The sequence below is a fragment of the Pseudoalteromonas sp. NFXS53 genome, from assembly GCF_056629255.1.
Genome location: NZ_JBWVBR010000013.1, coordinates 114,870 through 138,107, shown reverse-complemented (window position 1 = coordinate 138,107; position 23,238 = coordinate 114,870). Strand labels below are relative to the sequence as shown.

Genomic DNA, 23,238 nt, shown 5'->3' with positions numbered 1-23,238 from the left:
TTTTTGAACAGCGAAGCTGGCCCGAAGGGCGAAAGGCAGGATGCCTGAAGTCATCGAAGTTTCGCAGGGTGTTTTACGTCAGTCTGCGATGACGATTACTGCGTAACGCACCGGGCCGCAGCTTCAGGACGAATTAGTCTGCACAGCCTCAACTTGATTAATTGAAAGGTCACTTCGGTGGCCTTTTTTGTGTTTAATTGAGTTCAACCCGACATAAAGTCGGTGCTACCGAAGGTTTGGAACGGTAGCAGCGGCTTTATGCCGCGTCATTTTTAATTATCGCTCTCTTTAGTGTCAGTGAGTACCAGCTCATTCAACGTTGAAAATCAAAAATAAGTAACACTTGGGGTAAGTTTATTTCAAGTTAGGATCAATACTTGGCTCTACAACTACGTCAGGTGATTTTACTTCTATCACATCGGGTTTAAGCAGGTTTTTTATCAGTGCTTCTTGTGCTTTTATCTGCTGCTCATTATTTTGGCTTATTTGTAAAAGTGCCGCTTCTAAAATCTCATTTTGCCTTTGTTGTTCAGTGATTAATTGCTGTAAGGCTTTTGCATTTATCGTTTGCGTTTTACTTTGTGCTTGTTGTTGTAGGCTTAACGCGTTGAGATTGGTTTTCTGAGCTTCGAGCAAAGCTTGGGTGCTGGTTTGTAATTGCTGTATAGCGGGGCTTTGTTGAATAGTTTTTTTTGTTTTATAAGTTTCAATTTGTTTTTTTAAACTTGTAATTTTCTTGTCTTTATCACTATCTATGTAAGTCTTTACAGATATAAATGCTGCTACCGCGCTTGCGAAAGCAGCACAGGCTGCAATCAAAAATGCTTTCTTTGCTGTAGCTAAATTAGCGTTCGCAATTTCAATCCCTTGATTGTGGTTATAATATTTGAGGCCTTCATCTGTAATTTCGATGTTATGGAGAAATAGCTTACCTTTTAGTTTGTTATTGTCATATGACCTTTGGTTTAATATTCTAATGAGCGACCGTTTTTCAAGTTGAATTACTAACCATGCTAGTGCTGCAACTTGTCTTACTTTTTCATCTTCATATGAAGTAACTTTAAACTGCTTATAACTATCAAATTTGGTTAAGAAGTTATGCAAATCAGTATCATAGTCGTGACTAGATTCTAAGTTTTCTTTTATGAATTCAGATATTTCATTCTCTTTGCCATCATGAAATATTTTTTCTGTTGGAACTATGGTTTTTGGGTGAGACAGAATATGCTCTAGCAAAAGAAACCGTTGCTTAAAAATAGCTTTCTCTGCGGTTGCTTGTCTTTCTTTATCCTGATCTGAAATAGCCATAACTCTCTCCTTAACTTGCTGATTTTACTTATTCTATTGAAGTTTTATAAGCGGGTCATGTGTTTTGAGGTAAAGTCGGGGGGAACTCACTTAGCCAAAGTGTAAATTGTAAATAGTGCTGCAGTTAATTTTAAAAAGCGTGAAAGACTTAAGGGGTCTTTCACAAGATGGAAGTTAAAACTGATAACCAATATTTACGCTAATGTTTCCTTTTGTATCGGTTTCTCCGTATGCGCCATATGCGCCTCCTAAATCTTCTCGGGTAATACCAATACCGCCACCAACACGCCAGCCAGTATTGTCGCGACCTTGGAAATAATGATTGTACTCAAGCATGACAAAGCCCTTTTCACTGATCATTACTTCAGAGCCAAGTGCCAAGCTTATTGCATTCTTTTCACTCAGTGCATATTCATAACCTATGGCGCCACCAATGAGTCCAACAGCAGCAAATAAACGGCTATTTTCGCCCGTATTCACAGCATATTTTACGCCGAGTGCCCCGCCATATTGAAAGCCAACCCCAGCCGATACTTTATTTTCATCAGCATTTACAAAGCTAGGCAACAATAGCGCTGAAGCTAAAAGCACTTTTTTGATCATGTTAGGTAATCCTTTTTATTATTAAGTTACGAAAATCGTAAATGAGTTTTACTATTATGTATATGACTTAGGCACATCAATTCAGTGAAATAATGTAAAATGAGCGTTTTTAATATCACCTACATATGATTACATTTTTGCTGATACAAACATCACAAAAATAGGTAAAATAACGGGGTTTAATTCTTATTAGTCAGGGTGCTATGTTTAAGAAGGGATTGCTTTGGGTCGGTGTGTTTTTATTCACAGCCCTAATTTGTCTTTATGGATTTAGAAATACATTGGTTGCCAAAGTGGCTTCGCCCTATTTGGTTGATGCCGATGTAGAGCTCAGTTGTATAGATTGGTCGCTTACCGGGTTGCGTTCTATCAGGGTTGAAAGGGTATGCATTGAACACTCTACTGCGTCTATTGAATTAATAAAAGCAGACATTAACCCGTCAAATATTGTTTTAGCAGAGTTGAATATTGCGCTAAAGCCAGCAAAAGAGACAAGCGCTGAAACACCTCAATTTAAACCTCTTAATCTTGTATTACCTGACGAGCGTCCACTGCTAAATGTCAAAAAAATTAGTCTGTCAGGCACTCCATTAATAAAGCCTGTATCAATGAGCCTTAATGAACCAAGCCTCAATCGCTTTGAAGTCAATGGTGATCTCATTGGTCAAGTAAGCATATTTAAAAATAAGCTAACGCTAAACCAAGTTTCATTAGCAAGTAACGCAATACAAGCTTTTAAGCCTGAGCAAGTCAAACTGTTAGAAGGTTCGATGAACGCAGCATTTGACGGTCAACAGCTGAAATTTAATGGTGAGATTGAAGTACTGGCAGAGCACTACTTACCAGAGTGCGCGGTGTCAGCAAATTCATTCGGTAATATTAGCGGTGAAGTCGATTTGTTAAATCGAGCGGCAGTTGCTGATTTGAGCCAGCTTACCAACACGGTAAAGGCCTTAGCATGCATTGAGGTATTGCAAACACACTTGCCACAGGGTGTTCAAGCTGCTGACTTAATGGCCGAGCAGGTTACTTTGCAATTACCTAGCGTGTTGTCTTTACGTAATAATGTCTTGTCGACAGATCAAGTCATACTTTCAAATGGTGCGCTAACCCAGATTCAATTAGATAATGTAGAGGCTGAATTGCTTACCCAGGATTTTAAGTCTCAGTTTAGTTTAAAGCATCAAACAGCATTAATTGGCACATTACAGCTAGATGGGCCTATTGGTATCAGTGGTGAAGCGTTTCAAAGCCAAATATCTGTTAGTTTAATTCAACCTAATATGCCTGCATTTTTTATCGATAACTCACCTATAGAACAAGCGAATATCAAGTTTGATTCAAAGCTTGATGTGAAAGGTAGGCTTGGCGGCGACATATCATTTAAAACAAGTAACCAGCTTGAGCTTCTAAAAGTAGAATTTATCGACGGGCAAGGGCAAGCACTTAAACTGCCCAAGTTAACACTTAATCTTGATGTAGAGGGTGAACTTTCAGAGCATATAAATGCGATAGCAGATGGAGAGCTATCGCTTGTGTCGTTCAATCATCCTTTGGTACAGGGGCGAGACCTCAAAGCAAAGTGGCAATCAAAGCTCATCGATGATGCGATTCAATTTGATGCTGATTGGCAATTAAAAGGCATCAAACAAGCAGAAAATCAAATTCAAGGTATACAACAAAGCTTGAACTTAAAAGGCAGTATGCAAGATTTTATGAATACCAGTGTGCTCGCGCTGACGACACACCTTGATGCGATTGCAACTCCAGAACTGCTCGTAGAAGATATGAATATCACTTCTCAAATTAATTTTAGTGAAGGTATGCGCTTTGAGCATGATATTGATGTGCTCGACATGAACCTATCATTTCGCCATGAATTAACGAATAAAGCGCAGCCTTTTCAACTGGTCATGATTGAACAAGATCTCACAGGTTTACAGCCAGTTTTGGAGGAAGTAGCGCCTAAATTAAAAATAGAAACGGGTAGCTCCAGTGTTGTAGCAAGTGGTGATTTAGTGTCACAGAATGTTAATTTTGATGTGCAATTTGGTGTATCAGCCTTGTTTGATACGCATTATATAAGTAATGCATCAGGCAAAATTACCGGGCAGGTTAATTCAGGTGTGATTAATATTCCAAAAACTACAGTGACAATTGACGAGTTTCGTTCAGGTGCTGTGCTAACAAACATTACCGCAGATCTTCAGGCTCAAGATAATCAGGCGTGGTTGAGTGCTATTACGGCAGAGGCGTTTGATGGTTTACTTACAGCGGATAAGGTCCAACTCACACAAGCGCCACAACGCATTGAAGCAAAAGCTGAAAACTTAGATTTGGCAATTTTAGCTAAAGCGGGTCGTGAAGCCGGCGTTGAGTTAACAGGGCGTGTATCGGGCGAGTTGCCAATTGAAGTGCGCGATGGCAAAGTGAGCATCATTGAAGGTAAGCTCTACAATTTAGGCGCAGGCATGTTGAGTGTGTCAGAAAATGCATCTGTGAATGCACTCAAAGCTCAACAGCCGCAACTGAAGACGGTGATTGGTTTACTGGATAATTTAGATATAGATACGCTGCGCAGTGATGTGGCATTAACAGAAGATGGCTGGTTAACATTGGGTGTGAATATTAAAGGTGAAAATAAAAGCCAAGCACAGCCAGTGAACTTTAATTACACGCATCATGAAAATATTTACACCTTATTTAAGGCGTTGCGATTGAATGATGAAATTAGTCAACAAGTAGAGAAAGCTTTAACTCAATAGGGGAACACCATGAAGTGGATAGCGGCTTTATTCAGTGCCTTAGTGCTTATGGGATGCACGCACAAGGTACAAGTAGAAACCAAAGAACCAATCACCATTAATTTGAATGTAAAAGTAGATCATGAGATCCGCGTGAAAGTAGATAAAGAGCTAGATGACTTATTTAGCGATGACAGTGAGTTATTCTAAGGAGAATGTTATGAAAAAGAGTGTATTTTTATTGCCAGTTTTAGCCTTAAGTTTTGCCTTTTCAGCTTTCGCATTAGATTTAACTGCGGCTAAATCTCAAGGGCTGGTAGGTGAAACTGCATCGGGTTATTTAGGTGTTGTGAAAAACAGTGCTGATGCAAAAAGTTTAGCTGATTCAATCAATGCCAAGCGTAAAGCAAAGTATGAGCAGTTAGCCAAAAAGCATGGCATTACCTTGGCGCAGGTCGAACAACAAGCGGGCAAAAAAGCATTGCAAAAAACGGCGAAAGGCCATTTTGTAAAAGTAAATGGCAAGTGGGTTAAGAAGTAATATTTTGAAAGCTAAAGCTAAAGCTAAAGCTAAAGCTAAAGCTAAAAGCTAAAAGCTAAAAGCTAAAAGCACAGTGAGCAAATAAAATACTCGCCCTGTGCTTTTTTATTGCTTAAATTTTATTTATTCAAACTTTTTTCAAAACCACTGCGACTAACCTTTCAAACACTGATTAACAATGACATCAATAAGAAAGGTGACTGCCATGAAAATTCAAGCCCTCATAACCTTATTAAGCAGCGCAGTTTTAACAGCATGTGTTGCTGCCAATGCTGCACCAGAAAAGCAAGCAGACTCAGATTACCGCATCCAAGTATTTAAAGACTGTGAAAAAGTAAAAGATATGCCTATGTCTAAATCACAGATTTCTGCCTATCAGGCACTGCAAAATATCGAAGACACAATGACACGGCTAGAAAAGCCCGTTCGTGATATGGATGAAGAGCTAGAAGTGTATCAAGAGCAGCTAGAAGAGCTGGCTGATGCGGTGACCTATGAAGATGACAATGTGCTAAAAATAGATAAGCAGAAGTTACGAGAGCAAAAGCAGCTAGCACGCAAAATAGAGCAAATAGTGAGACATCACGAATCCGATATTCGTGCAATTGAAAAAGAAGCGAGAAGAATTGAAGCGGCTTCAATGCGTTTTGAACGTGAAATAAAACCCAGTCTCGAAGGCTTAGAACACGATCAAGTACAAATTATTAATCGTAAGACAGCGAAGCCATATAGGTGCTATCAACATGGCTAAATAACAAGGTATTTGCACAATAAGAAAAGGCCTTACACATTAAATTAAGGCCTTTTACAGTTAGAGCAGGGAGTCTAGTTGCTAGTTTTAAAACTTATGTTTTCAAAGTTATGTTTTCAAGGTTATGTTTTCAAACCTTTTTTTGAACTTTAATTTCTCGGGTTGATTGTCAGCGGTGTTAAGGTGATTCTTGCGTTATTGCTGGCGCCCATATGATTACTGTAGGTTTGACCCTCAAATAGTGTGTAGAACACATCTAGGTAATCATCATCATTACTAAACCAGTGACTTGGCATGGCTTTAATTAACTGGTTAGTTAATTGCGGAATAATCGCATAGCCTTGTACATTCGGATCTGGTATTGCGCGCATCACCTGAGTCACAATATCTAAAAACGTCGTCGCCAAGTCTTGATAGTTAGTATTGTCATCTTGCTCCATCAACAAGACATCAGCAGCCTGCCAGCGGTAACGCTCCCAATGGATCAGAATTTGGTTTGGCGTATAGTCAGTGCCATCATGATCTAGGTAGGGCATATCGACGATGTCTAAGATTGGCTCATCACGAGATGGGCTCACACCTGTCACTACCGCATAGACTTCTGCTTTACCAGAGATCCAAGGCTCTTCATCATCATTTAGACGAATTCTATCAAGCTTTGATGTAGAGATAGATGACGCTTGCATTGTTTGCTGTGCCATAAATTCCGCTGCAGGCTGATTGCGTGCTTGCTCAAAAATAGACTGCATAACAGCAAGGCCTTCTTTTTTAACTTGCTGGCCGTCTAATTCTAAGATCAGAACAGGTTGAGAGGGCATAGTATGCGCATCTAGAAGATGCACATTACCTTGAGCGTCAAATGCTTCAATGTATATCCAATCTTTGTCATCGCCTTTAGGTGCAAACGCAATAAGGGGTTGTTGACCGTCTTGCCATTGCTCAAGCATCTTTTCAGAGGCAAGTCTAAGTTGGTAAAGGTTAGTGCTTTCTTGTTCTAAGCCTTTTAGAGAACGCGTACGAGCGTTGGCGCTTTGCATCAACTGCTGATTGTTTTGGGTTAAATGCAGTTTGCTTAACTTAGCAGTGTGGTTTTCATTAAGCATGTTTAACCAATGCTTATTTTGTGATTTTAAGTCTCTAGCGACATTGCTTGCCAGTACGCGTTTTATATCAGTAACTTGCATTGCACTACTGTTGAACTGGTCAATCATGTCGAGTTCAGGATGCGGAGAGAGCGCATTTGTGGTTTTAACGAGGTCTGCTGAAAAGCTGGAAAAGCTTGCCAATAACGAGCCCATTAAGGCTGATTTAATTAAGTGATTCATAAGATTTCCTTGAAATAATCCGTGTCTATGTTGTTCACAACACCCATCGAGGTGTAACGATAAAATAGAGTAACAACTTTACATCGTCAATTTATTTATAACATTTATTTTACATTGTGCTGTTTTAGGAATAAGGGGTTAGATGGAGTTCTTAATAAGAGTAGGGTTTTTATGGCGATTTCTGAGTTAGGAAAATAAATTTTAAATGTAACAAAATTGTTGTATTTTTATTTTGGGTTTTTTAAGGATAATCAATATGACAACACCAAAGACACTTCTGTTACACAGTATAAGCCTCATTGTGACTTATGCGTTAAGTTCGACCAACCTTATGGCGAATGACTTTGCCGCTTTAGATGAAGCATTGCCCGCTTCGTACGTTATCAATGGTACAGAACCTATCTTCGATTTTGATGGTGATGGTTGCTTGCCGAGCGCAGGTATAAGCCGTACCGGGCAGCAAAATGCCGGGTTGAAAACATCAGGCAGTTTAGGCGGAAACTGCCGAGATACTTGGTTTCTTAATACCTCTAATACCGTACACCGTTATGCGTGCAAAGATACCCCAAGTGGGCAGTATTGCGCGCATTTCTATGCACTTTATTTTAAAAAAGATCAGGTATTTTCATATTTTGGAGGAGGGCATCGTCATGATTGGGAATATGCAGCTGTATGGACCAAAGATGGATTAGTGACGCACGGTAGTTACAGTGCGCATGGAGATTTATTTACTAAGCCTGTATCTGAACTACCTATGGAAAATGGCCATTTAAAAATTGTTTATCACAAGGATGGCATTTTGACTCATGCGCTGCGCTTTGCCAAAAGCAATGAAATTGCTGAAACGGCCTATAACCGCTTTGTAACCCCTTCAATTATCAGTTGGTACGAAATGCAGGGTGATGGCATCGATAACCATGGCTTACGTGAAAAGCTTAACCAGTATGATTATGGCTCTGCCACTCTACCAGTCAAAGATAGCCGGTTTGTTTATAATATAAATCGCTTTAAACCACCAGGTTACCCAGAGTTTATTGAACAGGATGCTTTAAACGCTCAGTAAAGGATGCATTGCGAGAAGCTTGTGCTTCTCGTGAAAATCTACCTCTAATAATAAGATTCATATCACTTTTAGAAATACCATCTACACTTAAATACATCAGTTTTGTTTGTGTATGAACCTATGTATTTCAGAGTCTTACTTATACTTTTTTGCATATTTCTATTGGGCTGTACTGAGCAAGCCCAAACACCATTGAGGATAGGAACCAATACTTGGCCTGGCTATGAGCCTTTATATGTTACTCAAAAGAAATATCCAGAATTTCAAACACAGATAAAGTTTGTAGAGTACAGGAACGCTTCTCAGGTACTTAACGGGATAATAAATAACTCGATTGATGTCGCTGCCGTGACACTTGATGAAGCGGTAAAAATTAAAACCTTAGGTTACGATATCCAAGTAGTTTGGGTTATTGATGAGTCATTTGGTGCTGATGCGTTAATGTCACTGCACTATGACTCTATTTTAGAGCTTAAAGGAAAGAAAATCGGTGTAGAAACCTCAGCGCTAGGGGCCTACTTTTTAAAACGATTTTTAGAAATAAACCAATTAAAAAAATCAGACTTTGAAATTGTTAATTTAGAAGTAAACCGCCATTATTCTGCTGTGATTGAAGAGCAAGTAGATGCTGTTCTCACCTTTGATCCCGTAAAAAGTAAGTTGCTAGCTGCGGGCGCTGCAAACCTGTTTGATAGCACCCAGATCCCGGGTGAAATCATTGATGTTTTAATTGTTAATCGGCATGACTTTAATGCTAATCAGCAAGCTGTCTTGAGCGCTTTTTTAGCCGCTAACTCAAAAACAGTGGCAGCAATAAATCACAATATTACGCCTTACTTTCATTCTTTAAATAATAGACTTAACTTACCAGAAGCGCAGTTTTACTCGTCCTATCAACAGTTACATTTATTTGCACTAGATAAAGTTATTGATTGGTATGCTCAAGTTGAGGCTCAAAAGCAGCTGGTAAGGAGATTTTCTTCGGTATTGAAAGAAGAGCATATAACCACAGAAGATTGTGACTGTGATGATTTAATCAGTTCGGTAATTTTAGATATGGTAAGAAATGAAAAGTAAACTGCTGATATCTGTCGTACTCATTATTATAGCTGTAATGAGTTGTATATTTCTGGCCTATCAATTGGTTATTAAACAGCGCCTAGTTGATAGCATTGCTGAAGATAATTTGGCTCGTTTAAGTTTTAGTGCAGAGGTACTTGCTTACAACTTTAGTCATAATGACATTGAGCAAAGCAAGAACTGGCTTACTTTAAAAAGCGAACTAAGAGATGTCGAAAGAGTAATTCTAGTCACCGCGAATAAAGTTGTGGTGGCATCGAATCAAATTGCTGATGAGGGCAAGCCATTACTGGAAATAGATGCAAATATCTTTAATTTTGTCTCCTCAGATACGCGATTAGATGTGAACGAGAACTGGTTACAGCTGGTTCAACCTATTTATGAATTGGGTTCCAATAAAGCGAGTCATTATCTTTATCTTAAACGTGACATCAGCAACAAGCTTGAGCAGTTGCAACGACAAGTATTCTACTTGTCAGTGATATTAATCAGTCTATTTTTATTTTTCTTTTTTCTATATTTAAAAGTTAAAAGGCAAGAGCTCAAAAGGACCATCTTTGAGATCCAGCGAGTCATTACGCAATTTAATGATGGGGCGCATAGCGCTAGGGTTACCGAAAATAAGCAAAGTGACTTCTTCCCACTGCAATGTACTTTAAACGACTCTTTTGCATTAAATGAATACTTGCAAAGCTACTTAAATGCGCAGGCACAATTTTCCGAATTGGTGAATGGCCTGGTAACGGATGCCATTGTAGAAACAGATGCGCAAGGCATGATCACCCATGTTAATAAAACCGCAGTTACCATGTTTGGTTATAGTCATGAGGCTGAACTATTGGGTAGTAATGTCATTGTATTAATACCGACACAATATCAGCGCAAACACAGCCAAAGCATGATGAATCACTCCGGTAAGAAACACATGGAGCAAGTGCTTAACACGATCCGAAACGTGGCAGCAGTAAAAAAAAATGGCGAAGCTTTCCCAGTCGAAATTGTTATTTCTCAATATAGAGTCAATGAACAGCAGCGATATATTGCCTTTGTCAGAGACTTTAGTGATGTTGCAAGATATGAGCAATCGATAAAAAAGCTCGCGTATTTTGATTCATTAACTGAGCTCCAGAATTTAAATGGCGTTATTCATCAATTAAAAGCGCTTAAATTACCTATGCAACTATCAGTGATTGAGCTTGAAGGGCTGCAAGATTTAAATGATGTTTACGGTCCAAAAGTCGGCGACCAGTATATTTGTGCTTTTGCTAACGCGTTAACAGAGCTTCCTCTACAGGGCATGATAGCTGCGCGAGTGCGCTCTAGCCGGTTTATCGTGCTTCATCAAAGCTCACTTAAAGAAGAGAGTAAGCAGTTTCATAAGCTAAACAAAAAAGAAGTCGAATTAGATGACTTTTATGTGAAGCTAAAATTTGTTCGTTGTACTGCCAAGCTTTTAAGTAGTGAAAGTCTCAGTGATTTACTTGGTCAATGTGATTTGGCTTTACGGGATCTAGATAATAGAAGTTATGGCTCTGTCGTTAAGATTGATGTGGACTTTTTGGAAGAGCTGAAATATCAGGCTTGGCTCAAGCAAGCGCTTGAAAAAGCGATAGAAGAACAAGACCTATACTTCGATTACCAACCAAAATTCGATACAAAAACGTTAAAGCCTTGTGCAGCCGAGGCACTTATAAGATGGCAGTGTGAAGGAGAGGTGATTTCCCCTGGGGTGTTTATCACCTTGGCAGAGAAAAAAGGCATGATGCCTCAGTTAGACAGGTATGTGATCAGAACTGTATGTAAGCAGATCCGTCAATGGCTTGATATGGGGTTAGAAGCCTTGCCAATCTCAATCAATCTATCGGCAAGGCATTTGTTTGAGCAAGAAACCATCGCAGTTATCTTTGAGCATGTTGGGGAGTTTGATATTCCACCACATATGCTTGAAGTAGAAGTCACCGAGTATGGTTTGATAAAAGATTATAAAAAAACAGCCATTAATATGATGCGTTTAGAGAAGGCGGGTATTTCAGTGGCCATTGATGACTATGGTACTGGGCATGCAAATTTAGAAACCGTGTTATCGCTGCCCATTAAGCATTTAAAAATAGATCAAAGCTTTATTCGTTTAGGTATGAAGTCGGTAAAAGGGCAGGCAATTCTAGAAAATATTATTTCATTGGCGAAATCATTAAAGGTGGTTACAACAGCAGAAGGTGTTGAAACACAAGAGCAGCTAGATTATCTAAAAAATGCGAAGTGTGATGCAATTCAAGGCTATTTGTTATCAAAACCTATGAAGTTAAAAGATTTTGAAGTTTTGATGAAGAGGTCAAATAAATCAGTGTAAAGAAGCTATCGCTTCCTTACACTTCAATGAAATAATCGTTGGCTGGCTTGTTGTTCATTTAGCTTAAATATATGCTTCAGATTACTACTCTTATTTGAAGCCATGACTGTTAACTCTTTGCTTTTTTCTGTATCGCCAAATAAAGACGCATTCAATGTTGTGCTATTTGATAATGGTGATAAGAACTTACCAATTACGACTATTTGCTCTACATGCTTTTGTCCCTTTGTATGGCTTTTCTGCGGCGCTAATAGTGCGCCACTCAAATACGTTTTCTTATTTTTTTCTGTTAAATAAATCGATTTGGTGATGAGTGAAATGATCGCTTGTTGTCGCGTTTTTATTTCTTTCATTGTTAATTGATTATCGTTATTTTCATCAAACTTTAAGAATGCAGAGGAAGGTAAAGACAGTACTAAATAGCCCCCAGTCTCATCAAAATTAAGCGTACCTTTATGCGGTGCCATTAAATGTGCATGGCTAGCCGTACTGAAAATAAGACTTAAAAGCCAAGTAAAAAAGACCATGGTGCTTAAATGATTTGTTCTATTCATGGCTCGCGCTCCTTAACTAAAGTATGCCTTTAACACAGCGTTGGAAATACGGGTAAGAATCGGTGGCGTAGTAATGATAAATACCTTCAGGGAATTCAGGCGTTACACCAAAGCGGCCATTGCATTCGTCTAAATCTCCAGACCCTGCTACATATTGCCAGTCTTCGGCAAAAGTGCCCAGTGGATACACTTCAACAGATGGGCGACTGGCGCTGATATTTTCAATCAACTGATAGCTGCCTGCGATTACTTTTATTGGCGAATTAGCATTGCCAGCTTCGCTATAACCATATCGTGCGTAGATAGGAAAGCCGTCAGCCGCCCAGCCAATTAAAGTCATAGTTGTATTATTGCCACCTCTGAGCGTTATAAATCCTTCCGGCATACCATGATAATGATAGGTACCACCTGGTTGCACATGGGCGTTATTGTCGTCGGTGCCGAAGTTGAAACTGGTTTGTCCCAGCGCTTCGATATGCCAATTCCCCTCATTGCCAATTAGACTACAGTTATTACCCGAATCATCACAGGTGCCAGCAGTATTGGCGTCAATCTTTACGCCATTTAAAACATAGCCAGTCGCACCTCGAGGGCCACCTAAAGTACTTGCTGTTGTGCTTTCATTGGGAGTGAGCGTATAGGCTATAGAAACGTTTTGCTCGCTGATTTCATTGGGGTTATTGGCATTGGGGAATTGCCCCGTAGCGTGCTCTGGTAGACCATTGGCAATGAGTGTTCGATTACTGCCATCACATGACCACTGAGCGTTGCTGGTGGCTTGGACAGAAGCTGAATCATTGTATTCATTGTAATAGTAATCACATAGCACACCGTCAGTAGAACCATTTATAGATGCAGTACCATTATCTGCGTCTGTATCGTTATCTGAAGATGCATTGTTACCAGAGTTTGATGAACTATTTGAACTGCTCTCTGTCGAGTCGCTGCTAGCATTGCCATTATTTAAGGTAGTATTGGCAGATGAATTATCAGCTATGATCTCGTCATTATTGCTGTCAGAACTACCGCAACCAAATAGTGTAAAAGTGGTTGCGAATAGAAGGAGATACTTAGGTGTTATGAGATTGGTCAGTTTCATCACAATCACTCCTATAGGTAAAGTGTCGTTTCGATTATGAATTAACTGTAGGTTTTAATTGTGCAGTAAATGTGCACAAAGTGTCAGCCTTTTGCAAAGCCATAGACTGACACTCGGGTTAACATGCTCAACCAAGCTTATCTTTCAACTGTGCGTATTGATAGTACCCCCATTGGCCAACTCGTCTGAGGCTAGGAAATGGCAAATAAGGCAGTGGTGTTCGATATAAAGGTAAATTTGGTACTGTGACTCCCGCGATTTGTTGCGCTAGTCGGTAAGCAGCTTGTGCACTAAAAGAGACGCCCGCACCACAATACCCAAGCGTATAGCCAATATTGCCTTGCACAGTGACGTGAGGCATATCATCGAGCGCAGCCGCAATATAACCATGCCAATAATAGTCGTGACTGATATTACTGAGGGTTGGGAAGCAATCAGCCAGGCCTTTCTTTAGATTATTTAAATAGGTTGGCTTATTTTGGTCTTTGGCAAAAATTGCGCCACGGCCGCCAAACAACAAGCGATTATCGGGCAATAAACGGTAATAATATTTCAGCGTTCTAGTATCCATCGTCACTTGGTGGGTTTTTAGCCCTGAGCTTTCGAGCTGGGCTTGAGTGAGTGGCTTGGTTACCATTATGCTACTGAGGATAGGTAGATAACGATTATTAATAACTGGCGAAGTCACCTTACTGTTATAGGCATTCCCTGAGATCACCAATTTCTTAGCTTTGATATTAAAGCCATTGGCTTTAAGGGTAATATGGCTACCTGTGTCATTAATATCGCTTGCCAGTGTATGCTCATATATTTTAACGCCAGCCTCCATGGCCATTTTTTTATAACCCAGCACAAGCTTAAGTGGATGAATACCAAAGCCATCGGGTAAACGCATCGCACCATAGGCTTGTTGGTTGTGCATATAGTTGGCTTTTAATTCATCAGTAGACAAAAACTCAGCATCACTCGAAAGGTGTTTTTGTAAAAACTCAGCTTGCGCCTTAAGACCTGCAAAGGCCTGTTGATTATGCGCTATTTTTAGATAGCCCTTTGGTTGCGGGTCACACTTGAACTGTTGGCTTTGAATCAGATCTTCTACTCGTTGCACCGCTTCTGTAAATTCGCCATAAATCCCTTGGCAAACATCCATGCCCCATTTATTTGCCATTTGTGGGTAACTCAAACGGCCTGAGCCTTTAAGCACAAAACCTGCATTTCGTGCGCTGGCACCAAAACCGACTTGATTAGCTTCAAGCACGATACACTCTTGTTGATGCTCAGTTGCTAAATAATAGGCGGTGAGCAAACCACTAAAACCGCCGCCAATAATGACGACATCACAATTTGTATCAGATGTAATAGCAGGTAGTAGGTCAGGCAATGCTTGGGTACTTGCCCAATAACTTGGTGCAAAGGCTTGGTTTTGGCAGTGCTGTGCACTAATAGGGTCGTAATATTTGCTCATGATTTATTGTTATTTGAAGAATAAAAGCACTGAGCAGTGTATTACTTGAAAGAAGAGAAGTAAAAGGCCACGCATGTGGCCTTTATTAAATGATTAGTCTAGTGCTGCATCTAAATCTATAAAAACATAATTACTAAATTTATCTTTTGTGATGTGCTTACCTTGAGCCCTTTCTTCTAACAAAGCATCAACGCTTTTCTTATCAGTAGGATTGCCAGCATATCCTGATAAAAAGATATCAAGCTGCTCAAGAGTCGCGTTGCCTGCAGGTTCAGGGAATACAGAGCCAAATGATAAGTCTGGTACTTTACCACTGATATAACCCCTAATATTCATATCAAATCGTGTTTCGGCTGCATCATCAACTAAGAAGCTGAAATCAATTTCAACATTTGTTAGGCGATCATCAACTGAGCTAAAGTCGTAGCTCAAGTCGCTGGCATTTGCAAAAGCCACAATATCGGCGCTTAGATCTGGAGATATGACAGGTAACTCAGTAAGATCAAACGAGCCGTCATTTTTTATTCTACTTCGCGCTTGGCTTATCATGCGAACGTATACATCGCCCACATAACTTTCCTCGTCAAAGTATTGTCGGTAGAAGTTATGCTCGGTTAAGGTCGGGAAAATAAATACAGGTGTAAGTTGTTCGACTTGTCTAAATTGATAGAATTTAAATGTGTTTGTTGCTTCAAAATATCCAGCAGTCGTAATGTACTCAGTTCCTGCGCTGACTTGATGGTCTACCCAGACACCTTGGTCGTTAAAGTCAGCATCAGTGAGCTTGATTGTTTTTGTATCTGTTGGCAAGGCCATGACAGTAGCCTTGGCTTCATTTGAATCGTTTGCGACAACTGAGAAGTAAATGTCTTCATCAGTACATACTCTTAAAGTGTCAGTAACAGAGCTAAAATAACCCGCATAAAGTGAGTAGCCTGTTTCCATATACGAAAGTTCACTGGTGTCTAGCGTGTAAGTTTCACAGCCGCAATCAGATTTGAACTGATTAAAATAAAACTTACCCAAATTGGTTCTGTTATCTATATCTAAAACGGTGCGAATCTTTTTATACTCGCCGTCATCATACTCAACTTCATCACCTAATACTGAAACGTGTTTAGTGTCTTTTGGTACTTCACCTGAAAACACACCTTCAGCATTGGTTTTGGCTGTGCCTACAGGTTTACCTGCTTCGTTATGAAAAACGATGTCGGTTGCATATGGCGTTTCTGTTTGGCAAGAGTATGTGTAGGCCTCTAATGATATTTTTTGAAGTGGTTCAGTAACACCACCACTACCTGTGCCTTGAGATGGTTTATCATCACCAGATGAACCGCCGCCACACGCCGTTAAAGTAAGTGTTAATGCTGCCGCAAGAGGAGTGAGTAAATATTTTTTCATTATTTGTCTTTTATTTTGTTTTTATTGAATAAATTATCTCACTTTCGAATGTCGGGTGAAAGAATGTAGAGATTTTGGAATGTGATGAAATGTAAACAAAGAATGAAAAGGCAAGGTGTTGTGGAGGCTGGTGCGGATAAGAAAAAAATAAGGTGCAGAGTATAGACCTAGGCATACTGCACCTTATTGGATTAACACTCAAAAGTGTTACTTGGGTTAATAGGCGTTAACCAAGCTTTTGCAAAGTAATGCGTTAGCTTATTTGGTTGCGACTGTATCAAGCCAAGCATGAAAGTCAGCGTCCATGCTGGTACCCCAATTTTTTACGATTTTTTGATAGCGCGGGTAATCACCGCGACGCACATGAAATAGCATCTCTTCGACTTTATCGCGCTGTTTTTCCATCATGTAACGCACAGCTAAATAACCCCAGCGATAGATGCGGTCGGTATTCCAGTTTGCGCTGTTGTTATAAAACAATTCGCTCAGTTGATAGGTTTTTTCGCCTGCCAACGCTAGTGCTCGCGGGTTATTGTTCATGTGTGCAACATATTCACCTAGCCCTTCGCCCCACCAAATTAAATAAGGTGGTTCAGCAGCGGGCTCTGGGCAGTATTCCGGGCCATAATGGTTATCATGAGGCGGCGCACAGTAATCACCATACGTATTAAAACGACCATCTAAATAGTGCACAAACTCATGGTTTAAGTTCCATACAGTGCCTTTTTTCAAATAGGCCACATACTCGGCACTGTTGTCTTCTAAATGTGGTAAACCTTCGAGGTACATGCCGCCATTGTTAGACGGTACGTCAAAATGATCTGTGACATACTTTACGTAGTCTTCACGACTGGCGTAAATATTGGCGCGCAACACATCATTGTTGTCATGTAGCAGCGGTTTGCCACGCGTATTAAATAGAGTATGAAAACGCTTTTCTGTTTCTAGCAGTAACTTACAAGAATCTTCGATATTTTGCTGCGACATAGCTTGGAAGCGTAAGACCAAGTTATCAGCACAATAATGTTGATTTGCAAGCACTTGGTTGATTTTCGCTTCATTGCGTTTCCAAGCTGGAATATAGACTTCACCTTCTTTAACGACATTGCCATATGTCAGCTTTACTTTACTGTAATCTACGACAGCGGCTGGTTGCTCAGTGGTTTGACAGCCTGCAAGCACGGCAAGCGATAGAACCGCGGTTATTATTTTTGCTTTCATTGCTTCAAGTATCCAAATGCTTAATGTGAATTTTGTATACATTATACTTACTTTGATTTTGAATACAGCAAAGAAAGTCGATTATTTCGTTTTTTATACTAAATCACTAAATGAAGAGCGTTATTTCGAGGTCTATTTAAAGGCACAAAAAAGCCAACCTAAAAGGTTGGCTTGAGTTTCATAATGCAAGTATGACAACGTGTTATGAATTTTTGAAACTACCTAAATCTTAAATTTTTGCGGGAAAGCTCAGAAATAGACTTACACCCCATTAGGCGCATATCTCGAATGAGCTCTTCCTGCATAAGTCCGAGTGCGCGTTCAACACCTGGTTGACCAGCAGCGGCAAGGGGGTATAAATACATACGACCAATGCCCACGGCTTTTGCACCCAGTGAAAGCGCTTTTAAAACATGGGTACCGCGTTGAATGCCGCTGTCGAAAAGCACATCAATTTTATCGCCGACGGCATCGACGATTTCAGCCAATTGATCGAATGAGCTGCGAGCGCCATCGAGTTGACGACCGCCATGATTGGAGATCACAATACCCGTGCAGCCAATATCAACTGCACGTTTTGCATCTTCAACAGTCATAATGCCTTTTAGGCAGAACTGGCCATCCCAAAACTTAACCATTTCGGCTACGTCGTCCCAGTTCATGGTTGGGTCGAGCATATTTGTGAAGTAGTCACCAATAGAGCTGGTGCTGCTACCCATTTTTATGTGGGCATCAAGTTGCGGCAGGCTGAATTTTTCGTGGAATACATAGTTCAACCCCCACATTGGTTTAATGGCAAACTGGATCAAACCAGCGAGTGTTAAACGAAACGGAATTGAAAACCCTGTGCGCAAATCGCGTTCACGGTTGCCACCTGTGATTGAATCAACAGTTAGCATCATCACTTCGACACCTGCCGCTTTGGCACGCTCCATCATGGCGCGGTTTAGCCCTCGGTCTTTGTGAAAATAGAATTGATATACCTGCGGAGTCGAGGTTTGCTGGGCAATCTCTTCTAAACTGACGGTGCCAAGAGAAGAAACGCCAAACATGGTGCCGTATTTCTCAGCGGCACCCGCAGTTGCGCGTTCGCCCTGATGGTGAAACAGTCTTTGTAATGCGGTGGGTGAGCAATATACTGGCATGTCGAGCTTTTGGCCCATGACAGTAACAGATAAATCAATATCTTCGACTCCCGTCAGTACGCTTGGTAGTAAATCACACCCTTCAAACGCCTCAGTATTGCGACGATAAGTGGTCTCGTCGTCAGCGCCACCATCGATGTAATTAAAGATCGGGCCGGGCAAGCGTTGCTTTGCCAGTTTTCTAAAGTCTTGAAAGTTGTAGCATTGATTAAGGCGCATAACAGGTGTCCTAAGTGTTATCAGAAGTATGAGCACTGCTGTGTTTTGCGAAGTGTATGGCTGAAAACCACAAAGCGTTAATAGCAATAATAGAAAAGCATTTTTGCCAAATTGGCAACCTAACCATGTCAAATGGTTTAACACACAGCTGAATAGAATGCGCGACCTTTACTGAATCTTCGATAAAGACTCGGTTTAATGTTAATGATTTGCTAAACCAGCTCATCAGGAGATTTCTCTATTTTGTTCTTTTTGGAAAAAGTCTTTGGCTTTATGTCCATTTATCGAAAGGTTAGCTGCCCGTAAATTTTCTCCCGACAACAAACATATAACAATAAACCTAAACTGAGGAGTGCGTGGTGAAACAGCTATCAAATAAAGTCGTTTTAGGGTTCGGTGCATGTGCACTGAGCCTGGCATCACAAGTGCAAGCTGTAGAAATACTGAACGTTAAACAGGGTGAAAAGCAAACTAAGGTGGCAATTGGCGGTTACGGTAAGGTCGATATTCGCCATGTCTCTGGTGATGTGGCTTATCAAGATTATTGGTTAGCAAACTTTCCTGGAGGTGCTGCACAAGATACCTCGCATACGGCATTTAATGTTAAAGAGTCTCGAGTGAATTTAACTGTGCAGCATGGCGACATTAAAGGCTTTGTTGAGATGGACTTCTATGGCGGCGGCGGTAATGAAGTGGTTAGTAATTCATCAAATCCACGCCTAAGGCATTTATATATTCAGTATAAGAACTGGATGGCAGGTCAAAACTGGACCACCTTTATGCCACTACACGCACTGCCAGAATCACTTGATTTCGGTGGCCCACATGCTGGTGAGGTCTTTATTCGTCAAACTCAACTTAGATATACGCATGGAGCTTGGCAGTTTGCCATTGAAAACCCTGAGACCAATGGTGACGGTGATGTTGGCAGCAGTGTCAGTGGCGTGGGCGTGACGGGCGCTCAGGCAGATAAAGATGAATCGTTACCAGACTTTATTGCCCGTTATAACCATAAAGCGGATTGGGGCATGATATCTGTCGCTGGCCTGTTACGCCAAGTTGATCAAGGCGGTCTAGATAAAACGGCGACTGCATTTAACATCGCGGCAAAAATTAACACCCATGGTAAAGATGATCTACGTGTTCAGGTAACCAGCGGAGATTCTGGACGCTATGTTGCAGCTGGCATTACTCCTGACATAGTAACCGCAGAGGGTAAGCAGGCAGCCGAAGTTGAAAGTACGGTGGCCTATGCGATTGCATATAGACACTTTTGGACGCCAAAGTTACGTTCATCGGTGTTTTATGGCAGTGCCTCAACAGATGTGCTTGAGCGCAAGCGCAGTCATTCTGGCGTGAACTTGATCACCAGTTACAACGAATATTTAGATTTAGGTGTTGAGCTAGGTAACTTTAGTGTTGACGACGAACGCATGCAGAACATTGACTCAAACTACTTACAATTCAGTGCCAAGCTAAAGTTCTAACTAAAGGTTTTAAGCAAAAGCTCTGTAAGTTTGTTTTAGTAAAAAGAGTATCTTTATTTAATAAAGATACTCTTTTTTTGCTAAATACGCGTCACGCAAATGCTCGACGAGCAAGTTAAGCTTTTTGTCTGGCTGGCGCGATTTTGGATAAACTGCATACACGCCAAGCTCCTTTGCTGTGTAATCGGCCAGCAAAGAAACCAACCTGCCTGACATTAAATCATCATGAACCAGTGCACGGGGCAAATACGCAATACCAAAGCTGGTTGCGGCTGCATCGCGAATGGCCGCGAGGCTATTGGTATAAAAGCGACCTTGTACTTGCACGTTTGCCTCTACACCTTCTTGTTGGAAGAGCCAGTTGTCAGGGCCAACGCCTTCATATTTGTAAATCAAACATTCATGGTTCAGTAGGTCATTGGGTTTATGAGGAATACCATACTGATTTAAGTAGCTAGGGCTGGCACATACAATCCATTGAGAATCTATAAGTCTTCTTGCCACCAGCGAGGAGTCTTCAAGAAAAGCGGTTCTGATGGCTAAATCAAAGCCTTCATCAAGAATATTCACCAATCGATTACTGACATGCAATTCAACCTCAACATCAGGGTAGAGTTGGCAAAATTCAGCAATGGCTTTACTGAGTAATAGATTCGCTGAAACTGATGGCACGGTCACGCGAATTTTACCGCGCACAGCATCACCATAGCCTGTCACTGTGTCTTGTGCATCTTGCAGTGCTTGCTTGGCTAAGCGCGCTTTACCGTAAAGGGCTTGTCCTGCATCGGTTAAGCTGAGTTTGCGGGTAGTGCGATACAATAATTGTACATTTAAGGCTTTTTCCAAGCGGCTGATCCGCTTGCTCACCACAGAATTGGTCATTTCAAGTTTTTCAGCGAGTTTTGAAAACGAACCTTCATCAACGACTTGAACAAACAAGAAAATATCATCCGATTTAACCATAAATACACCTAACAGCCTCTTTCAACAATATTGATTATGTCAAAAAAGGAAAAAAACATTCTCTTTAATGAATATATATTAATAGTTAACAGAGTTGTACATTTCTATAAATTTTGTTTACTCGATGCTTATGTATCAATAATTAAATAAATCACCAATAAGCACGTTGTGGGTAAGTAAAACAATAAAAACTGGACAACAAGAGAAAGTAATATGAACGAATTAACACTAGGTGCATTGGCTTTATTGCCAATTGCATTAGCAGCTTTGTTGCTGGTGGGCCTGAGTTGGCCTGCGAAAAAAGCCATGCCTGTGGTGCTAGCAACGACTGCCGTACTGGCGCTCTTTGTATGGGATATGTCAACTAATCGCGTGTTAGCGTCAATTCTACAAGGCTTAGGGATCACCTTCTCTATCTTGTGGATAGTTTTTGGCGCAATTTTTTTATTGAATATGCTAAAGCATACGGGAGCAATTGGCGTCATCCGTGAAGGCTTTATGCACGTCTCGCCCGATAGACGTGTTCAAGCAATTGTGATTGCATGGTGCTTCGGCACGTTTATAGAAGGCGCCTCTGGCTTTGGTACGCCAGCGGCAATTGCCGCGCCATTATTGGTTGCAATCGGCTTTCCTGCTTTAGCGGCGGTGTTAATGGGTATGATGATCCAAAGTACGCCAGTCTCTTTTGGTGCTGTGGGCACACCTATTATCATCGGTGTAAATAAAGGGTTAGATACCACGGCAATTTCTGCTCAGCTTGCGACCCAAGGCTGGACGTGGGAGCAATATCTGCAGCTCATTACCACCAATGTTTCAATTATTCATGCCATTGTGGGCACTGTGATGCCGTTATTTATGGTGATGATGCTGACACGTTTTTTTGGGCAAAATAAAAGCTGGAAAGAAGGTTTTGAAGTGTTGCCATTTGCTATTTTTGCAGGTTTGGCCTTCACCGTTCCTTATGCATTAACTGGGGTTTTTCTCGGCCCTGAATTTCCATCACTCCTTGGCGGTTTAGTGAGTATTGCCACAGTTGTTACCGCCGCAAAAAAAGGGTTTTTAGTGCCTAAAACACAGTGGGATTTTGCGAATAAAGAGACTTGGCCTAAACAGTGGTTAGGCAATCTAGAGATTAAAGCTGAAAACATCAGCGGTAGTCGTTCAATGTCTATTGTCGTGGCTTGGGTACCTTACCTAATTGTTGCGGCTTTATTGGTATGTTCTCGTGTATTTACAGAGTTTAAAGGGCTTTTAACTGGCTTCAATATCAGCTTCAGTAATATTCTCGGTGAAACTGGGGTAAGCGCTTCTTTTGCCCCTTTATATTTGCCAGGTGGGTTAATGGTGATTGCTGCTTTGGTGGCGCTCATTTTACAAGGTCAGTCGGGTCAAAAAGGCCAAATCGTGCGAAATGCATTTGGTGAATCGACCAAAACCGTGATCAGTGCAGGCTTTGTTTTAATGTTTACCGTGCCTATGGTCCGCCTATTTATAAATTCAGGTGTGAACCTATCCGATTTACCTAGTATGCCAATGGCCAGTGCCCAGATGTTTGCCACTTGGTTTGGTGAGGCTTTTCCCCTTGTAAGCCCAACCATTGGTGCACTAGGTGCCTTTATTGCAGGGTCTAATACCGTATCAAATATGATGTTTAGTCAATTTCAGTTTGAAGCGGCAATGAGTTTAGGGCTATCACCAGCACTAATTATCGCAGCACAAGCTGTGGGTGCTGCGGCAGGTAACATGATTGCGATTCATAATGTGGTCGCGGCAAGTGCAACGGTAGGCTTATTAGGTCAAGAAGGGGCCACACTTAGACGCACAATTGTGCCAACCTTATATTATGTTTTGGCGTCAGGCGCCTTAGTGATGACAGCCTTATATGTTTTGAATATTGCAGGACCGTTAAGTCATTAAAA

The 23,238-nt window shown here is 40.9% G+C and carries 19 protein-coding genes; 9 read left to right on the top strand and 10 right to left on the bottom strand.

What is annotated here, in order from left to right; all coding sequences use genetic code 11:
• Positions 1-354 precede the first annotated feature (354 nt).
• Both AC1HJP_RS14525 and AC1HJP_RS14520 read right to left on the bottom strand, forming a co-directional pair.
• Complete coding sequence (locus AC1HJP_RS14525; RefSeq protein WP_480362455.1) at positions 355-1,308, bottom strand: hypothetical protein; 954 nt, start codon at positions 1,306-1,308, stop codon at positions 355-357.
• A 174-nt stretch (positions 1,309-1,482) separates the two neighbouring features.
• Complete coding sequence (locus tag AC1HJP_RS14520) at positions 1,483-1,911, bottom strand: hypothetical protein (RefSeq protein ID WP_480362454.1); 429 nt, start codon at positions 1,909-1,911, stop codon at positions 1,483-1,485.
• A gap of 203 nt (positions 1,912-2,114) precedes the next feature.
• Here AC1HJP_RS14520 and AC1HJP_RS14515 point away from each other — a divergent pair, with 203 nt between their 5' ends.
• The 4 genes from AC1HJP_RS14515 (at position 2,115) to AC1HJP_RS14500 (ending at position 5,947) form a co-directional block, all read left to right on the top strand.
• Complete coding sequence (locus tag AC1HJP_RS14515) at positions 2,115-4,676, top strand: intermembrane phospholipid transport YdbH family protein (RefSeq protein ID WP_480362453.1); 2,562 nt, start codon at positions 2,115-2,117, stop codon at positions 4,674-4,676.
• A gap of 9 nt (positions 4,677-4,685) precedes the next feature.
• Positions 4,686-4,865: a YnbE family lipoprotein gene (locus AC1HJP_RS14510; protein WP_058029035.1), complete on the top strand. Its 180-nt coding sequence runs from the start codon at positions 4,686-4,688 to the stop codon at positions 4,863-4,865.
• A gap of 10 nt (positions 4,866-4,875) precedes the next feature.
• Positions 4,876-5,196, top strand: coding sequence for a YdbL family probable chaperone protein (locus AC1HJP_RS14505; RefSeq protein WP_480362452.1), 321 nt, complete (start codon positions 4,876-4,878; stop codon positions 5,194-5,196).
• A gap of 205 nt (positions 5,197-5,401) precedes the next feature.
• A complete protein-coding gene (locus tag AC1HJP_RS14500; protein WP_480362451.1) occupies positions 5,402-5,947 on the top strand; it encodes a hypothetical protein in 546 nt (181 codons plus the stop codon).
• 149 nt (positions 5,948-6,096) lie between these two features.
• Here the strand turns inward: AC1HJP_RS14500 and AC1HJP_RS14495 are convergent, their stop codons facing one another.
• Positions 6,097-7,272, bottom strand: a complete 1,176-nt coding sequence (locus AC1HJP_RS14495; protein ID WP_480362450.1) for a DUF3103 family protein — start codon at positions 7,270-7,272, stop codon at positions 6,097-6,099.
• Positions 7,273-7,528: 256 nt separating this feature from the next.
• Between AC1HJP_RS14495 and AC1HJP_RS14490 the strand changes: the two genes are divergently transcribed.
• From AC1HJP_RS14490 to AC1HJP_RS14480, 3 genes are all read left to right on the top strand, one after another.
• Positions 7,529-8,335, top strand: coding sequence for an NPP1 family protein (locus AC1HJP_RS14490; protein ID WP_480362449.1), 807 nt, complete (start codon positions 7,529-7,531; stop codon positions 8,333-8,335).
• A gap of 192 nt (positions 8,336-8,527) precedes the next feature.
• On the top strand, positions 8,528-9,412 hold the full coding sequence (locus tag AC1HJP_RS14485) for an ABC transporter substrate-binding protein (protein ID WP_480362448.1): 885 nt from the start codon (positions 8,528-8,530) through the stop codon (positions 9,410-9,412).
• Entirely contained in the window at positions 9,402-11,765 is a 2,364-nt protein-coding gene (locus AC1HJP_RS14480) for an EAL domain-containing protein (RefSeq protein WP_480362447.1), read from the top strand. The genes AC1HJP_RS14485 and AC1HJP_RS14480 overlap by 11 nt, the downstream gene beginning before the upstream one ends.
• A 23-nt stretch (positions 11,766-11,788) precedes the next feature.
• Here AC1HJP_RS14480 and AC1HJP_RS14475 read toward each other — a convergent pair whose 3' ends face one another.
• From AC1HJP_RS14475 to AC1HJP_RS14450, 6 genes are all read right to left on the bottom strand, one after another.
• Positions 11,789-12,319, bottom strand: a complete 531-nt coding sequence (locus AC1HJP_RS14475; protein WP_480362446.1) for a hypothetical protein — start codon at positions 12,317-12,319, stop codon at positions 11,789-11,791.
• Positions 12,320-12,335: 16 nt separating this feature from the next.
• Entirely contained in the window at positions 12,336-13,418 is a 1,083-nt protein-coding gene (locus tag AC1HJP_RS14470) for a YHYH protein (RefSeq protein ID WP_480362460.1), read from the bottom strand.
• Between the two features lie 127 nt (positions 13,419-13,545).
• Positions 13,546-14,883 (bottom strand): NAD(P)/FAD-dependent oxidoreductase, encoded by a 1,338-nt coding sequence (locus AC1HJP_RS14465; RefSeq protein WP_480362445.1) that lies wholly within the window; start codon positions 14,881-14,883, stop codon positions 13,546-13,548.
• 93 nt (positions 14,884-14,976) lie between these two features.
• On the bottom strand, positions 14,977-16,284 hold the full coding sequence (locus AC1HJP_RS14460) for a hypothetical protein (RefSeq protein ID WP_480362444.1): 1,308 nt from the start codon (positions 16,282-16,284) through the stop codon (positions 14,977-14,979).
• Between the two features lie 258 nt (positions 16,285-16,542).
• The gene (locus AC1HJP_RS14455) at positions 16,543-17,505 is read right to left on the bottom strand and encodes a collagenase (RefSeq protein ID WP_480362443.1); all 963 of its coding nucleotides are present in this window, start codon (positions 17,503-17,505) and stop codon (positions 16,543-16,545) included.
• Between the two features lie 218 nt (positions 17,506-17,723).
• Entirely contained in the window at positions 17,724-18,869 is a 1,146-nt protein-coding gene (locus tag AC1HJP_RS14450; protein WP_480362442.1) for an alpha-hydroxy acid oxidase, read from the bottom strand.
• Between the two features lie 359 nt (positions 18,870-19,228).
• Between AC1HJP_RS14450 and AC1HJP_RS14445 the strand changes: the two genes are divergently transcribed.
• The gene (locus tag AC1HJP_RS14445; protein WP_480362441.1) at positions 19,229-20,356 is read left to right on the top strand and encodes a DcaP family trimeric outer membrane transporter; all 1,128 of its coding nucleotides are present in this window, start codon (positions 19,229-19,231) and stop codon (positions 20,354-20,356) included.
• A 57-nt stretch (positions 20,357-20,413) separates the two neighbouring features.
• Here AC1HJP_RS14445 and AC1HJP_RS14440 read toward each other — a convergent pair whose 3' ends face one another.
• Positions 20,414-21,319 (bottom strand): LysR family transcriptional regulator, encoded by a 906-nt coding sequence (locus AC1HJP_RS14440; RefSeq protein WP_480362440.1) that lies wholly within the window; start codon positions 21,317-21,319, stop codon positions 20,414-20,416.
• 213 nt (positions 21,320-21,532) lie between these two features.
• Here AC1HJP_RS14440 and AC1HJP_RS14435 point away from each other — a divergent pair, with 213 nt between their 5' ends.
• Entirely contained in the window at positions 21,533-23,236 is a 1,704-nt protein-coding gene (locus AC1HJP_RS14435; protein ID WP_480362439.1) for an L-lactate permease, read from the top strand.
• Positions 23,237-23,238 lie beyond the last annotated feature (2 nt).